The organism is Microvirga splendida, from assembly GCF_016427565.1.
Taxonomy (GTDB): domain Bacteria; phylum Pseudomonadota; class Alphaproteobacteria; order Rhizobiales; family Beijerinckiaceae; genus Microvirga; species Microvirga splendida.
The window spans coordinates 1-14844 of sequence record NZ_JAELXT010000056.1 but is presented as its reverse complement, the minus strand read 5'-3'; the positions used below and the strand labels follow the sequence as shown (position 1 = coordinate 14844).

13 protein-coding genes are annotated in these 14844 nt (G+C 65.0%); 3 read left to right on the top strand and 10 right to left on the bottom strand.

Going from position 1 to position 14844, the window contains the following annotated elements; genetic code table 11:
• Positions 1–280: 280 nt before the first annotated feature.
• The 4 genes from JAO75_RS24355 to JAO75_RS24340 form a co-directional block, all read right to left on the bottom strand.
• Complete coding sequence (locus JAO75_RS24355) at positions 281–1591, bottom strand: ArgE/DapE family deacylase (RefSeq protein WP_199051796.1); 1311 nt, start codon at positions 1589–1591, stop codon at positions 281–283.
• Between the two features lie 162 nt (positions 1592–1753).
• Positions 1754–2059: a hypothetical protein gene (locus JAO75_RS25420; RefSeq protein ID WP_199051795.1), complete on the bottom strand. Its 306-nt coding sequence runs from the start codon at positions 2057–2059 to the stop codon at positions 1754–1756.
• 100 nt (positions 2060–2159) lie between these two features.
• Positions 2160–3551: an aspartate aminotransferase family protein gene (locus JAO75_RS24345; RefSeq protein ID WP_199051794.1), complete on the bottom strand. Its 1392-nt coding sequence runs from the start codon at positions 3549–3551 to the stop codon at positions 2160–2162.
• Positions 3552–3564: 13 nt separating this feature from the next.
• A complete protein-coding gene (locus JAO75_RS24340; protein WP_199051793.1) occupies positions 3565–5079 on the bottom strand; it encodes an NAD-dependent succinate-semialdehyde dehydrogenase in 1515 nt (504 codons plus the stop codon).
• Positions 5080–5387: 308 nt separating this feature from the next.
• Here JAO75_RS24340 and JAO75_RS24335 point away from each other — a divergent pair, with 308 nt between their 5' ends.
• Positions 5388–5858 carry an Lrp/AsnC family transcriptional regulator gene (locus tag JAO75_RS24335; protein ID WP_199051792.1) on the top strand — a complete coding sequence of 157 codons (471 nt, stop codon included), beginning with the start codon at positions 5388–5390 and terminating at the stop codon, positions 5856–5858.
• Positions 5859–5920: 62 nt separating this feature from the next.
• On the opposite strand, the gene JAO75_RS24330 is transcribed toward JAO75_RS24335, so the two are convergent.
• Positions 5921–6805 (bottom strand): LysR family transcriptional regulator ArgP, encoded by an 885-nt coding sequence (locus JAO75_RS24330; protein ID WP_199051791.1) that lies wholly within the window; start codon positions 6803–6805, stop codon positions 5921–5923.
• 153 nt (positions 6806–6958) lie between these two features.
• Between JAO75_RS24330 and JAO75_RS24325 the strand changes: the two genes are divergently transcribed.
• A complete protein-coding gene (locus tag JAO75_RS24325) occupies positions 6959–7609 on the top strand; it encodes a LysE family translocator (protein WP_199051790.1) in 651 nt (216 codons plus the stop codon).
• Between the two features lie 219 nt (positions 7610–7828).
• Here the strand turns inward: JAO75_RS24325 and JAO75_RS24320 are convergent, their stop codons facing one another.
• From JAO75_RS24320 to JAO75_RS24305, 4 genes are all read right to left on the bottom strand, one after another.
• Positions 7829–9292, bottom strand: a complete 1464-nt coding sequence (locus JAO75_RS24320) for an L-lactate permease (RefSeq protein ID WP_199051789.1) — start codon at positions 9290–9292, stop codon at positions 7829–7831.
• Between the two features lie 88 nt (positions 9293–9380).
• Positions 9381–10283 carry a dihydrodipicolinate synthase family protein gene (locus JAO75_RS24315; protein WP_199051788.1) on the bottom strand — a complete coding sequence of 301 codons (903 nt, stop codon included), beginning with the start codon at positions 10281–10283 and terminating at the stop codon, positions 9381–9383.
• 49 nt (positions 10284–10332) lie between these two features.
• Positions 10333–11127 carry a YggS family pyridoxal phosphate-dependent enzyme gene (locus JAO75_RS24310; RefSeq protein ID WP_246742705.1) on the bottom strand — a complete coding sequence of 265 codons (795 nt, stop codon included), beginning with the start codon at positions 11125–11127 and terminating at the stop codon, positions 10333–10335.
• Positions 11124–12359 carry a trans-sulfuration enzyme family protein gene (locus JAO75_RS24305; protein WP_199051787.1) on the bottom strand — a complete coding sequence of 412 codons (1236 nt, stop codon included), beginning with the start codon at positions 12357–12359 and terminating at the stop codon, positions 11124–11126. The genes JAO75_RS24310 and JAO75_RS24305 overlap by 4 nt, the downstream gene beginning before the upstream one ends.
• A gap of 121 nt (positions 12360–12480) precedes the next feature.
• On the opposite strand from JAO75_RS24305, the gene pdxR reads away from it, so the two are divergent.
• Positions 12481–13917, top strand: a complete 1437-nt coding sequence (pdxR, locus tag JAO75_RS24300; RefSeq protein WP_199051797.1) for a MocR-like pyridoxine biosynthesis transcription factor PdxR — start codon at positions 12481–12483, stop codon at positions 13915–13917.
• Between the two features lie 36 nt (positions 13918–13953).
• On the opposite strand, the gene JAO75_RS24295 is transcribed toward pdxR, so the two are convergent.
• The gene (locus JAO75_RS24295; RefSeq protein WP_199051786.1) at positions 13954–14640 is read right to left on the bottom strand and encodes a B3/B4 domain-containing protein; all 687 of its coding nucleotides are present in this window, start codon (positions 14638–14640) and stop codon (positions 13954–13956) included.
• Positions 14641–14844 lie beyond the last annotated feature (204 nt).

Sequence of the window (14844 nt, the reverse complement as noted above, 5' to 3'; positions counted from 1 at the left end):
GCCGAATACATTGATGCAGCTCTCACGTTTGTCACTCTGCCAACATCATCTTGCGACGCACGGCCGGACCATACAAGCTGGCACTTCCCGGACGAAAGCCGAATTTCCGCAGTCATAGGGTAAGCTGACCTTCATAAGGCCACGCCCAACGGCTCAGTTTGATCCTGAGCCGACCTTAAAGTCGGTGACCCTGCTCAAGATACGATTCTGAAATTCTGCGCTTCAACTCCCCTGGCGGGTCTTCGATCGCCCGTCCAGGTCTCGATGCCCGCGGCTGGGACTAAGAAGCGTGCTCTATCGGGCGAACGCCGCACCACGACGCCGCGAATAGGGCGATCGCCTTGGTCACGCGTCGCAAGGAGGGAAGGGACACCCGCTCGTCGATAGCGTGGATGTTCTCGGCGATGGGCCCATAGACCAGCGAGGGGATTCCCGCGTGGACGGAATACACGGCGGCATCCAGGTAGCAGGCCATGACGTACGCCTGTAACGGCGAGGCATCGGGTGCATTGGCATCCGTGTGAGCCTCGGCGAGGACGGCTTCGGCTTCCGATTCGGGTTCAAGAACATAGCCCGCATGCACGACACCGACCCATTCGACGGCAGGATTCGGACAGCGCTGCACCAGCGGATCCTCGGCCGCCGCTGTTGCGACGAAGGCCTCGAATTCCTTCACACGCTGATGCGGGTCATCGCCGGGATAGAAGCCAATGCGCCCCTCGAAGCGGCAGCTCGACGGAACGGATGCGATCCATTCGCCACCGTCGATCGTGCCGATCGTCAGAGCCGCAGGATTGTCGACGTCATCGAAGAACGGCTTTGCCTCCCGCTCCGCGTTCCAGCGCTCCTCCAGTTCCCGCAGGCAGGTGATCAACCGCATCGCCGCTTCGAGTGCACTGACACCTCCGCTGACTTCACGCGGGTGTGCCGGCTTTCCATCAACCGTGATCGCGAACTTGATCACGCCTGAATTGGCGCGAACCAGTTTCTCGTCGGTGGGTTCGGGGATCAGCACCGCGTCGGCGACCATTCCGCTCGCCAGGGCCATGGCGGCGCCATTCCCTGTAATCTCTTCCTCGACGACCGAATGGATCTGGACGGGAGCCGTCAGCTCAAACCCCGCGGCCCTGATCGCATCGAGAGCGAAGATCGCGGCGGAGAGGCCGGCCTTCATGTCCCCCGAGCCGCGTCCGTACAGCCACTCGCCGTCTCGCACAGGCTCGAAAGGCGCATATCGCCAGCGCTTCGGGTCGCCCGTCGGCACGATATCCACATGGGCGTTCAGGATCAGCGAGCGTCCCTGGCTGGTGGACGGATTGCGCACGCCGATCACGTTCCAGGAATTCTCGTAGCTGACGGTCGCGGGAGAGAAAGCCGGATGCCGGCCGATCAGGGCTTGATCGATCATCTGACGCTGGACGTCATATCCACGGTCCAGAAGCGTCGCTTCGACGAGTTGCTGGACCTCCGATTCCTGCTCCCGCAACGAGGCGCAGCGGACCAGGTCCGACAGGAAACCGACCTGGCTTTCGAAAGCCGTATCGACAGCCGCAAGAATGCGATCGCGCTCGGTTTCGGAAAGGGACCCCATCGGTGAGGTTTCGGTTTGGAGAGCGGAATTCGTCAAAGCAGGGGCCTTTCCCGGAACTGGAGCATCTGAAGGATCAGATGGAGCCATCGAATATCGAAAATCCAGAGCTGACCTCGCATGAGCGGGATCAGTCCACGTCATCTGGTCAGACCGCTCGGCCGTCTACCCGCGCCCTATGTCCAGAAGCGTCTGGGCCGGCGTGTAGGAAAGGTCTTGGGCTTTGGCGACCGGCTCGCAGGTGATCCTGCCGTCGCAGACGTTCAGCCCGTTGAGGAGATAGGGGTCTCGTCTCAAGGCCTCGCGCCAGCCGTGATCGGCCAGGGCGAGGACAAAGGGCAAGGTCGCGTTGTCCGCACCCGACTGCACCATCACTTGGTGGCCGTGATGGACCAGTTCCTGGACGGAGGAGGGAATGAGCCCGACGCGGGCTTCGTTGTCCTTGATTTCGGACGGGACGCCGATGAGCATGTGAGTTTCCTCCAAAGGTTGGGATCTTTTTGACCCTTGTTACCGGGACGGGCTGGCCCGGACGAAGAGGGCGGCTGGAGAGCCGCCCTGCAATGACCGATCAGAGAGTAACCGTGACGGAATTCACGGCCTTTTTCGTGGCAGCCACGATGATGTCGGCTTCTTCCCGCGTCAGGCAGAGCGGCGGCGCGAAGCCGAGGATGTCGCCCTGTGGCATGGCACGCGCGATGACGCCCTGCTCCAGGAGAGCCGCCGTGATGCGCGGACCGACCTTCTCGGCAGCGTCGAAGAACACCCGATCATCCCGGTCGCGCACGAACTCGATCGCCGCCATCAGGCCTTCGCCGCGAACCTCGCCGACGAAGCGGTTGCCGCCTACGGCGTCGGTCAGGGCCTTCTTGAAGTAGGCGCCGACCTCGCCCGCGTTCTTCACGAGGTCGAGTTCGTCCACCACCTCGAGATTGGCGACGCCCGCCGCCGCGCACAGAGGATGGGACGAGTAGGTCCAGCCATGGCCGATCGCGCCGTAGGTATCGGAGCCCTGTTCCAGGATACGCCAGACCTTCTCGGACACGATGACGCCGGAAAGCGGCGCATAGGCCGAGGTCAGGCCCTTGGCGATGGTGATCAGGTCCGGCTTCATGCCGTAGTGATCGGACCCGAACATGGTGCCGAGGCGGCCGAAGCCCGTGATGACCTCGTCGGCAATGAGCAGGATGTCGTACTTCTGAAGCACGGCCTGGATCTTGTCCCAGTAGCCTGACGGCGGGGGCACGATGCCGCCCGTTCCGAGCACCGGCTCGCCGATGAAGGCCGCGATGGTCTCAGGACCTTCCGCCAGGATCATCTCCTCGAGCCTGTCGGCGCAGAACTGCGAGAACTGCTCATCGCTCATCGAGCGGTCCGGGCGGCGGAAGTAGTACGGCATTTCCGTGTGCAGGATCGGCGGACGGGGCAGATCGAACAGGTTGTGGAAGGCAGCGAGGCCCGTGAGGCTGCCGCTCATGAGGCCCGAGCCATGATAGCCGCGCCAGCGGGAGATGATCTTCTTCTTCTCCGGGCGGCCGAGCACGTTGTTCATGTACCAGACGAGCTTGATGTTGGTCTCGTTCGCGTCCGAACCCGACAGGCCGAAGAACACGCGGCTCATGCCCTTCGGGGCGCGGTCGATGATCATCTTGGCGAGGCGGATCGACGGCTCGGAGCCGTGCCCAACATAGGCGTGGTAATAGGGAAGGGCTGCTGCCTGCGCGGCGATGGCGTCGGTGATCTTGGTCCGGCCGTACCCGACATTCACGCAATAGAGGCCCGCGAAGGCGTCGAGGCTGCGCTTGCCGTCGCGATCGACGATGTAGACGCCTTCGCCACCCGTGATGATCCGGTTGGGCGTCTCGCCGCGCGCGTGCTGGGCCATGTGGGTCGAGGGATGGAAGAAATGGTCCCGGTCCCAGGCGTTGAGTTCGTTATCGAGGGTCTGGTTCTCTTCGAGCATGGGAAACTCCGGATCAGTTGATGTCGAGGCAGAGGTACTTGAGGTCGGTGAAGGCTTCCAAGCCGTGGCGGGAGCCTTCGCGGCCGACGCCCGATTGCTTCATGCCGCCGAACGGGATCGGGGCACCGGTGATCTTCACACGGTTGACGGCCACCATGCCGTAATCGAGGGCACGGCCAAGCCGCAGGGCCCGGGCGCCGTTCTCAGTGACCACGTAGGCCACGAGACCGTACTCGGTGGCATTGGCCCGCGACACTACCTCTTCCTCGGTGTCGAAAGGCGTAACGGCGGCGACTGGCGCGAAGGTCTCCTCGCTCATGATGAGGGCCTCGTCCGGCACATCGGCCAGGAGGGTCGGCATGACGTAGAGCGGGCCGACCGAAGCTGCGGCCCCGGTCACTTGGCGGGCGCCACGGGTTACGGCGTCGTCGATCTGGGCTTGAGCCTTCGAGGCTGCGTTGGCATGCATGAGCGGTCCGATTTCCGTGTCGGCTTCGAGGCCGGGCCCGACCTTCAAGGCGGCGATCCGCTTGCCGTAGGCCTCGCAGAAATCCTCGTAGATCGAGCGCTGGACATAGATCCGGTTGGCCGCGAGGCAGTCCTGGCCGGAGGTGGCGAACTTCGCCGCCATGGCGATCTCGACCGCTTTGTCCAGGTTCGCGTCGTCGAAGACGAGGAGAGGCGCATGACCGCCCAGCTCCATGACAAGCCGCTTCATGGTTCCGGCGCAGCGGGCGGCGATCTTGCGGCCGATTTCCGTCGAGCCCGTGAAGCTGACGACCCGCACCCGCTCGTCGTCGCAGAAGCGGTTGGCGATGGGCTCGGCGTCACCCGTCACGATGTTGAAGACGCCTGCCGGGATGCCCGCCCGTTCAGCCAACTCCGCGAGTGCAAGCGCGGAAAGGGGCGTATAGGAGGAGGGATGTGCCACCACTGTGCAGCCGGCCGCCAGCGCTGCTGCGGCCTTGCGGGTCAGCATGGCCGAGGGGAAATTCCACGGCGTCAGCAGGGCGGCAACCCCGAGCGCCTCTCGACGGACGAACATCTCCGCACCCGGCAGATGGCTCGTGACGCTCTCGACGTTCAGGCGCTTGGCCTCCTCCGCATACCATTCCACGAAGGAGGCTGCGTAAGAGATCTCGCCCAGGGACTCGGCCAAGGGCTTGCCCTGCTCGAGGGTCATGAGGAGAGCGAGGTCCTCGCGGGCCTCGCAGATGAGTTCGTACCAAGTCCGCAGGTACGCGGCACGCTCCTGCGGCAGCAGGGCCTTCCAGGCGGGCAGGGCACCGGCCGCGGCATCGACGGCTTGCGCCGCGCCATCCGAACCAAGGTGAGCGACGTGGGCGACGATCAGGCCGGAAGCCGGATCACGGACCTCGAAGCGGTTGTCAAGCTCGGCTCCGATCCAACGGCCGTCGATATACGCCATCTCACGCAGCAGACGCGGGTCCTGAAGGCGGGATAGGGCCGGATGGACCCCTGCTATCGTGGGGACGGCAAAGGCGGTGGCCTGCGTCATCGCATCCATGCGGTGATCTCCTGAATACCGATGCGATGCAGGCTAGTGGCTCAGGCGAGGAGAAGGTTTCGGTTCTTCGGTTCCGGCCCCGATAGATTCTCGGTTCTTGGGGTTGTCGACCGAGATTCTGTCGGTGCCCTCATCAGCCGCGTCGAATGACCGGGATCGGGAAGGGGAGACGAGACGGTTGGCGGGATACCCTTCGCCCTGATACGAGGAGATGTCCTGATGAGACGGGGAGCGGACCAGCCTGGGCATGGGATCGTCCGGACGTTTGCGTGGGACAAAGCGCCATCCGTATCGGAATTCCGGATTCCATGAATCTCGACAAGATCGACCTGAAGATCCTTGCGACCCTCCAGAAGGACGGCCGCATCACCAAGCTCCGGTTGGCCGAGGCGGTCAACCTGTCACCCACGGCGTGCTGGGAACGCCTCAGCCGCCTTGAAAGGAACGGTGTGATCACCGGCTACGGCGCTCGCATCAATGTCGAGAAGTTCGCACGCGGGACGACGGTGCTGGTCGAGATCACGCTGAAGAGCCATCAACAGGCGGACTTCCAGCGCTTCGAGTCCGCAATCCTCGAGGAGCCGGCCATCGTCTCCTGTGACGCCACGGGCGGCGGCATCGACTATATAATCAAGGTTGTTGTGGACGACATCGACGCCTATCAGCGGTTGATAGACAGGCTCCTGACGCGCGACCTGGGCATCGAGCGGTACTTCACGTATGTCGTGACGAAGACGGTGAAGGCAACGGATCCGCTCCAGCGCATGACCTTGCGTTAGAGCGCCATGATTGGCATGCCGATGGGCGCCTTCCTGGAAGGTTCGATGGACTCCCGGGCATCTCAGCCTGGAATCAGCATTGTCCTGGCTTCCTGCACGACCGCACGGGTCACGTGCCCGAGGACGGGTCCCACGATCCGGCTTTGCTGCCAGAACAGCGGGACATCGAGGGGCTGATCCTCCCGCAAAGCTTCCAGCCTCCCGGCGCGCAGGTGGGCACTCGCGAGCGGTTCTGGGATCATGCCCCAGCCGATCCCAGCCAGCGCCGCATCCACGAACGCCTGCGACGAGGGCAGCCAGTGGAGTGGGGGGTGGAGGTCGGTGCCGGAAGCCTTCCGAAGCCATTCGGCCTGGAGCCGATCCTTCCGATCGAAGGTCAGGCACGGGGCACGTGCCGCGGCAGGCTCGCTGAACCCGTCGGCAAACCACCGGGAGCAGAACGCCGGGCTGGCGGCAGCAACGTAGCGCAGAGCCCCGAGAGGATGGCAGTCACAGCCTTGGATCGGCGTACCATGGGCTGTCACGGCCGCCACGACCTCGCCACGCCGCAGCCAGTCCGCGCTGTGGTCCTGATCATCCAGCACCAGGTCGAACAGGTATCCTTCAGTCCTTGCCATGGCCGCGATGAACCAGGTAGCGAGACTGTCGGCATTGATCGCGATGCGCAGGGTCACGGGGTGGTATTCGGCCTGACGCCCCGGAAGGCTCTCGCGTAAGGAACTCTCCAGCAAGGCGACCTGCTCGACATGCTGGCACAGGCGCTGACCGACCTCGGTCGCCGTACAGGGCTGACCCCGGACTACGAGCGCCACGCCAAGCCGCTCCTCCAGCAGCTTGATCCTCTGCGAGATGGCGGAGGGAGTGACGTTGAGTTGCTGGGCCGCCCGCTCGAAGCTCCCGGTCCGGATGACAGCCGCGAGGGCGGAGAGGTGCGCATAATCGAGCATGAATTAGAAAACCTAACGCAGGCGGAGATTCTTTAACTTTCCTCATCCTGAGGTCTAGCGTACTTCATGTCGACCACTATCGGCGCTGACGGGAATGCGTGCCCTTGCATGGCCCGTGTCGGGTGCCGAGCCCCCGACGGGCAGAATGAGATCATGCCAGACATCACCCAAATCGCCTTGTTCACTGCTGCTGCCTTCATCCTCGCCATCACGCCGGGACCAGGCATCTTCTACGTCGCTGCGCGCACTCTCGCGGGAGGGAGGGCAGAAGGTACTGCCTCCAGCTTCGGCACCGGACTGGGCGGCATGGTCCACGTCCTCGCGGGCAGCTTGGGTGTCTCAGCCATCGTTCTGGCAAGCGCGGAACTGTTCACGGCCCTGAAGCTGCTGGGCGCGGCCTACCTGGTCTGGATTGGCTTTCGGACCTTCCAGGCCGCCCGCCGGGATGCAATGGCGGCGCTGGCGGGTGGACCCGCGGCACCGCCCGTCGGCGCACGCCGGGCTTTCCGGGAAGGGGTGCTGGTCGAGGCCCTGAACCCCAAGACGGCGGCGTTCTTCCTGGCCTTCGTACCCCAGTTCGTGGACCCAGCCGTTGGCAACGTAGCCCTGCAATTCGCCGTCCTCGGCTTCGTCTCCGTTGCCCTCAACACCTTGGCCGACGTCGTGGTGGCCTTCGCGGCGAGTGGCATCCGTTCAGGAGCCACAGCCCGTCCCAACCTGATCCGCCGCCTGCGGGAAGGGTCGGGAGCCGCCATGGTCGCACTCGGCATTGGCCTTGCCTTGGCGGGCCGTCCTTCGAGCTGATTGCTCCTCCGCGGAAGCGGCCGGAGGTGTTCGCCCTGCTGCGGACCGCGAACGCATTCGTTGTCATCTTTGCCAGCGCGGTCCTCACCGTCGTTTCACTGTCCATGTCGCTCATGGTAGTCACGGGAACGATGACCGCCGTCACTTCGGAGGTCGGGTTTGCGTCACTCACATGGGCCGCTCGGTGTCGCATGGCGTGACCCGCTACCAGCGACAGCATCAGAGGACATGGGTTGCGATCATGCTGGAGGCGACGATCAGTACGGCGACGACCACCAGGGCGAACAGGAGTATGACCCGATAGGCCTCGCGCTCGCGCCCCGGCGTCCCGGCGAGACCGCACACGATCGACATGCGCACCGGCGAGACAATGTTCAACGACAGAGCCGCCGCGTGCTGCAAGGCGATCACGGCTGCGATGTTCAGGCCTGCCTCCGTCGCAAGGCTGACCTGGGAGGCCATGAACAATCCGTTGGCGGCGTTGCCGCTGTTGGCCAGGGAGCCGAACACGGCGGAGATCAACGGGGTCGCAACGATGGCCCAGCGGTCCAGGGCGCCGAACATGCCAGCCGCCAATCCCTTGGCGATGCCTGAACCGGACAGGACCTCCGCCATCATCGAGAAGGTGACGATGGTCAGGACCGCGAGGCGACCCGTCTTCCAGGCCACCGATATCTCGGCTGGGAACGCGGATACATGTCTGCGCACGAGCCCCGTCAGGATGGCCCCCACGACGAGCCAGGTTCCGGCATGGAAAAGGGGGGACCATGCCGGTGCACCGGGGAAGGGCTGCATTCGGCCCGTCGCCTCGAGGAAATGGGCGAGGGGCGGCACCAGCCGGGTCACGATCAGCCCCCCGATCAGCAAGGCAAAGGGGGCCATCCGGCGCACGGCAAGGGAAAGCGCGCGGCGGTTGGGGCGCTCATCGGCCAGGTAGCGCAGCACGATCATCGGACCGTAGGCTGCCAGCATTGCCGTTTCGGGGCCGAGCAAAGCCGTTGCGGCAATCACGGCGGCGAGGCTCGCGCCGAGCCAGGCAGCCTCGCCGACCCGCTCGCCCCAGCTCCCAGTGATGCCCGCCTTGTCGGCCATGCGCCAGTAAAGCGGCAGCCAGAGCACGTTGAAGGCGACGAGGAAGAAGCTCGCGTGCACGGCGAGCGTGGTCGGGTCTGTGCGCGCGAACGCGGCCGCGACGATGGCACCGCTGCCCATACCGCCCCAGAGGATCATGGTCTGGCTGAGCAGGCTGAACGCCAGGAGAGGGATCGGTGCCACGTCCAAGCGCCGGACCAGCATCATCGTGCCGATGATGCCGACGCCGAACCCCGTCGCGGATTCCGCGAAGGGACCGATCAGGAAGCAGGCCGTGAACAGGAGCCGGCGTCTGGCGCGCGCATCGGGCAAGGTCGACCCGACCGGCATGGCGGCGTTGCCGGGCCTGATCGCCATTTGCCAGAACAGCAGGCCGCCGAGGATGTAGGGCACCACGATCCAGCCGATCCATGCACCGCGCGCAAGGGAGATCAAGGCATCCGGTCCCCGGAAATCAAGCGGGGCCGTCGTGAGCGCGACAAGGAGCGCGGCGGACAGGCCGAGGAGCGAGGCTGCAAGCGTGCCGAGCCGCCCACTCGCGATCGCGGCAATGACCGCGACTGCGGGGAGCGTCCATAGGATATAGGTCAATCGGAATCCGTCTCTTGCGCGGCTCCATCTACCTGGAGACAGAGCCGCGGCATATCGGTTGCGTGACGTATCATGAATGGTATTCCGATCATCCTGTGACGTGGGTCGGCAGACGTGCCAGCGTGTCCGCGACCTGACGCTTCGCCGTGTCGGGTAGGGGCAGGATGGGCAGTGGAGGCTCGGTGCGGCAGATGTCGAGCAACTCGGCCAGCTCGTAGACGACGCGCAGGCTGGAGTACTGCCTGAAGAGTGCCCACAGCGGTTCAAGCATGCCGTCAAGCCTGCGTGCCTCGGCGGCATCGCCCTGTTGGGCCGCCCTGACGAGCTTCAGGCACACGCCCGGCAACAGTCCGGCGAGGACGCTGTACCAGGTATCGGCTCCGGCGAGCATGGTCTCCGCCGCCGTCCAGTCCGCGCTGCACCCAATCGAGAAATCCCGGGGGACGATCGCGCGCTGGCTGGCCAGGTGCTGGGCCGTGTCATCGGCGCCGATACCTGGATTCTTGATCGCAACGATGCCGGGCACCTTTGCGAGACGGGCGACGAGCTCCGGCGTGAACTTGAAATGTGTCGTGCCCGGGTTGTCATAGATCACGACCGGCAGGCCGCTCTCGCGTGCCACGGCCGAGAAGTGCTCGAAGACCTCGTCGTCGGTGAGCGGCGTGTAGGACGCGGCCGAGAGCAGGCCCGCCGCCGCGCCGATGTCCCTGGCGTCCCGGGCAAGCCCGACCGCCTCATCGGTGCGCAACGCACCGATCCCGGCGATGATCGGGGTCCGGCCGGCGGCCTCGTCCAGGGCCGCCTCGATCGCCCGCCGCCGTTCGTCGCGGGTCAGGTACATGTAGATGCCCGTGCTGCCGAGCAGGCCGATGGAATCGACCTCGGCGGCAACCAGGCGGGCCACCAGCCTGCGCAGCGCAGTGGCGTCGACGCGGCCGGCAGCGTCGGTGGGCGTGATCGGAAAAGCCGATAGACCGTTGGGAAGACTCATGATGGATCTCCAGAATGCTCGATGAGGCGAGGGGAGGTTCGGCTAGGGCTCACGTCGGTTGTGCACTTTCCGCTAAACCCGGCCAATAATGACCATCGGGGGTGGGACGCTTGCCAAAGATGGCCTGGCCCACCCGCACGATGGTGGCACCTTCCTCGATCGCTTCCTCGTAGTCGTCCGACATGCCCATCGACAGCTCCGTCAGCGCGGCGTCGTGCCGAACGGCCTCGTCGCGCAGGCGGCGCAAGAGGGCAAAGCATGGGCGCACCTTCGCCATGTCGGAGCTGAACAGCGCAAGCGTCATCAACCCGCGCGGCTTCAATCGCGGAAAGCTTTTCAGGGTGTCGACGAACGGCGGAAGCGCATCCGGGTGCAGGCCGAACTTGCTCTCCTCCCCGGAGGTGTTCACCTGCACGAAGACGTCGAGGAAGCGGTCCTCACGCTCCAGCCGTTCGTTGAGGAGATCGGCCAGCCGCAGGCTGTCGAGCGCGTGGAACTCGCGGGCGAATCGGGTCAGGTACTTGACCTTGTTCGTCTGGAGATGCCCGACGATGCTCCAGCCGATGGCGAGGTCGCCCAGCGCCTCGCGCTTCGAGACGGCCTCCTTGATCTTGTTCTCGCCGAAGGAGTGGATGCCTGCCTCGAAGGCAAGCCGCAGGATGTGGGCCGGGACGGTCTTCGTGACGGGGAGGAGCCGCACGGACGAGCGGTCCCGTCCGGCGCGTGCGCAGGCACGCACGATGCGTTCCTCGACCGTCGCCAGATTGGCGCGGAAGGAGGACAGCGGGTCGGACCCGAAGCGCTGGATGTCCTCCGGGGAAAGCGGCATGCGGTCGTCTGTCATGATGCCTCGATCGCCTGGCGCAGGTCGGCAATGATGTCCTCTTGGTTTTCGAGGCCGACGGAGAGGCGGATCAGATCCTCGCCGACACCCTCCACCATGTGGGCGTCCTCGCGAATTGGCTGACGCGCTCGGGTCAGGCTGGCGGGATGGCAGATGAGGCTGTCGGCATCGCCGAGGCTGACGGCGCGGGTGATGAGACCGAGCCGATCCATCATCCGGCGTGCACCCTCGTATCCAGCATGGAGTCCGAAGGCCAGCATGCCCGAGCCGTTGGACATCTGCTTGCGGGCGATGGCGTGGCCGGGGTGGGAGTCGAGGAACGGATAGCTCACCCAGGCCACCGCCGGATTCTCCTCCAGCATCCGCGCGACGGCCAGGGCCGATGCGCTGTGGCGCTCCATGCGCAGGGTCAGGGTCTTGAGGCCACGCAGGATCAGGAAGGAGGCAAGCGGCGAGATCGCAGCGCCGGTGATGTAGCGCAGGCCCGTCTCATGCAGCTTGTGCAGGGTCTCGGCATCGCCCAGCAGCGCACCGCCCAAGGCATCGCCATGGCCGTTGATGTACTTGGTCAGCGAATGCAGCACGATATCGGCGCCATGCTCGATCGGGCGCTGCAATGCGGGCGAGGCGAATGTGCTGTCGACGGCGACCTTCACGCCATGCGCGTGGGCGCGCTCGGTGATCGCGGCGATGTCGAGAACGGCACTCAGTGGATTCACGGGCGTCTCGAAGTAGACGAGGCGCGTCCGCCCGGTGATGGCCGCGTCGAGATTGGCCGGCTCGGCAAGGTCGACGGGGACAACCTTGATGCCGAAGCGCGGAAGGGCCTGCTCGACCATGGCGACCGTGTTCGAATAGAGCGTCCGGTGCACGATCAGCTCGTCGCCTTGCGACAGCAGGGACAGTGTCAGCGCCCCGAAGGCGGCCATGCCGGACGCGACCACCAGGCCGGCCTCTGCGCCCTCGATGTTGGCAAGCCTCCGCTCGAGGATCTCGGTCGTCGGGTTGTGCTCGCGCGCGTAGAGCCTGCCGCCGAGCGCCGCTTCGGCTTCGTTCGCCGCCACGCTGGCGAAGCCGTAGGTGGAGGTCAGGAAGACCGGCGGCTGGACGGCGTTCGAGAACGCGGCCGGGTCGAACCCGTGGTGAATGGTGCGGGTGGCAAAGCCGAGTTCCTCCCGGTCGTATGGCGTATCCTGGAACTCTGCCTCGGGTTGCTTGGCGTTGTTGCTCATCGACTGCTCGGATCCCTCTTGGAATTCACCTGGAATATCGGCAAACTGGCTCAGTCAGAACGTCCAGTTGGTGACAAAGTAGGTGGTCCAGTTCGAGAAAGGCAGCGAACATCCCCGCGGGATGGGAGCGCGCCAGATCTACGAAGCGCTCCGCGATCAGATCCTTGGCGGCGTGTTCGGGGTGGACGGGCCCTTGCCGTCGTCCCGTGCCCTGGCCCTCGAGCTGGGCGTCTCCCGCACGACGGTCATGGCCGCCCATGAGCAACTTCTGGCCGAGGGTTTCATTACGGTATGCCAGGGCAGGCGGCCGCGTGTCGCGCCGGCCGTGGTCGACAGGGACGTACGTAGCCAGCCATCGAGGAGTGCACGGCCGATCCGCCTCTCTGCCTATGGGGAACGCATTCGCACCACGCCGCCGTGGAGCAGGCCGGAGGCAGGCAAGCTGATCGCCGATTTCCGCTATGGCGATCTCGCGCCGTCGGACTTCCCGACGGCGGTTTGGAAACGCGCGGTCAACGCGGCCATGGCGCAGCGACCGGAGCGACTGACCTATGGCGATCCCCGGGGATCGCGACGGCTGCGCATGGCCTTGCAGGGCTTTCTCTGGCGGTCCCGCACGCTGCGCTGCGATCCGGAGCAGATCATCATCGTCAACGGCTCGCAGCAGGGTCTGGACCTGTGCGCCAGGCTGATCCTCGATCAGGGCGACCGCTTCGTGATCGAGAACCCCTGTTATGCCATGGCCCGGCAGATCTTCGCCGGCACGGGCGCCACACCCGTCCCGGTTGCCGTCGATGATGATGGGCTGAGGACCGACCTGCTGGCCGGGATCGACGCGCGGCTGGCCTACGTCACGCCGTCGCATCAGTTCCCGCTCGGTGGCGTGATGCCGGTTTCGCGGCGCCACCGGTTGCTGGAATGGGCGCGGCAGCACGACGCCTACGTGATCGAGGACGATTACGACAGCGAGTACCGCTACGACATCAATCCAGTTCCCCCGCTGCATGGACTGGAGGACAGCGGCAACGTCATCTACCTCGGGACCATCTCCAAGACGCTCTCGCCGACCCTGCGGATCGGCTATCTGGTCGTCCCGCCCGGCTTGCAGGATGTGTTCGCAGTGGCCAAGCGACTGACAGACCGGCATTCTCCCGCTACCGAGCAGGAGGCATTGGCCTCGCTCATCGAGAGCGGTGCCTATGAAAGGCATGTGCGCCGGGTGCGACGCCTTAATGGCGAGCGGCGGCAGACGCTCCTCAACGTGCTGCGCCTGAAGTTCGGGGACAGGATCGCCGTCGAAGGAGCGGATGCCGGGCTGCACATCGTCGTGCGGTTCATGGACCTGCCGCAATCCCTGGAGCCCGCGCTCATCGAGAGGGCGAGCCTTGCCGGGGTCGGCGTGCATTCCACCTCACCGCTCTACAGTCCGGGCGCGGACGGCATCCGCGCCGATCACGTCAGTCTCGTGATGGGCTATTCCGCCCTGGACGTCCGGCGGATCGAGAGGGGTGTCCATCTTCTGGCTGAGGCTATCGTGCAGGTTCGAGGGGATGCCTGAAAGGGCACGGGGAACCAACGATCGAAGGACTTGGCCTCAGATCACGGAGACCCTTTGTCTTTGGATTTCGCAGCCTGGCATGAGCTGTGACAACCCTTGGACGAGCATGTCGCCTGCTTCATCGAGGGCGTTCTCCGGCATGGTGCCGAGGGCCTCGAGGATGAACCACATCCGGCCTGCCGCGGTCTCCAGACGGGTGCGGGTACCCTGACGCCAATTCCATCGCCTACACGTGACGCCGAGATCGTCCCGCCAGATCACCTCGCCCGGTGCTGGATGCTCCAAGACCGCTTCCCCATTCATCACGGTGTCGAAAATTTCCGTCCCATCGGCGACCGTCAGGTGGGGGCGCCCAACGTACGCGTCGAAGTTCTCCCCGCCGACGGGCAGGGCGTAGCGGAGGCTGACGGCATTGTAGAGATCGACGACGGGGTTGATTGCTGGGATCCGACCGTCCTTGATGACGCGCTTTCTCAAGGCCTGGGCAGAGCATGGCGTCCGGTTGGGCTTCGCACCGAAGCGCTGGTACGCATCCGACCAACTGGCCAGGTGGGCGTCCGCCCAAGATGGTCCGCCCGCTGAGACGACCTCACAGGCAGTCGTCAGGACGCTGGAGTCGAAGCTTCCTTCCTTAGCCCCCTTGGCATCTACGTGAATGCTCAGGGCACGGAAGTCAGGGGCGATCCCCTTGATCGGTTCAGCGATGATCGGAGTCTCGAACATACCACTCGGTTCCGTTGCTTGGTTCGGCCGGAATATCGGTCATGCTCTGGACGGTCAACGTATCGACATGCCTAACGCTTCGGCGGGCGCGAGCACCGTACGGACTGTTCTGCGCGATATGGGAAGGTCTGGTAATGGGATGGTCCGGCCGTGCTTCTGCCCCGCTTGTTCGTAAGCTGTGGGGTTTCGAGCCACGCAAGGAGC

Bases quoted from the DNA above. Each gene is read 5' to 3' on its own strand.
- JAO75_RS24355 (WP_199051796.1), bottom strand. From the start codon at position 1,591: ATGGGGTCCCTTTCCGAAACCGAGCGCGATCGCATTCTTGCGGCTGTC.
- JAO75_RS25420 (WP_199051795.1), bottom strand. From the start codon at position 2,059: ATGCTCATCGGCGTCCCGTCCGAAATCAAGGACAACGAAGCCCGCGTC.
- JAO75_RS24345 (WP_199051794.1), bottom strand. From the start codon at position 3,551: ATGCTCGAAGAGAACCAGACCCTCGATAACGAACTCAACGCCTGGGAC.
- JAO75_RS24340 (WP_199051793.1), bottom strand. From the start codon at position 5,079: ATGGATGCGATGACGCAGGCCACCGCCTTTGCCGTCCCCACGATAGCA.
- JAO75_RS24335 (WP_199051792.1), top strand. From the start codon at position 5,388: ATGAATCTCGACAAGATCGACCTGAAGATCCTTGCGACCCTCCAGAAG.
- JAO75_RS24330 (WP_199051791.1), bottom strand. From the start codon at position 6,805: ATGCTCGATTATGCGCACCTCTCCGCCCTCGCGGCTGTCATCCGGACC.
- JAO75_RS24325 (WP_199051790.1), top strand. From the start codon at position 6,959: ATGCCAGACATCACCCAAATCGCCTTGTTCACTGCTGCTGCCTTCATC.
- JAO75_RS24315 (WP_199051788.1), bottom strand. From the start codon at position 10,283: ATGAGTCTTCCCAACGGTCTATCGGCTTTTCCGATCACGCCCACCGAC.
- JAO75_RS24310 (WP_246742705.1), bottom strand. From the start codon at position 11,127: ATGACAGACGACCGCATGCCGCTTTCCCCGGAGGACATCCAGCGCTTC.
- JAO75_RS24305 (WP_199051787.1), bottom strand. From the start codon at position 12,359: ATGAGCAACAACGCCAAGCAACCCGAGGCAGAGTTCCAGGATACGCCA.
- pdxR (WP_199051797.1), top strand. From the start codon at position 12,481: ATGGGAGCGCGCCAGATCTACGAAGCGCTCCGCGATCAGATCCTTGGC.
- JAO75_RS24295 (WP_199051786.1), bottom strand. From the start codon at position 14,640: ATGTTCGAGACTCCGATCATCGCTGAACCGATCAAGGGGATCGCCCCT.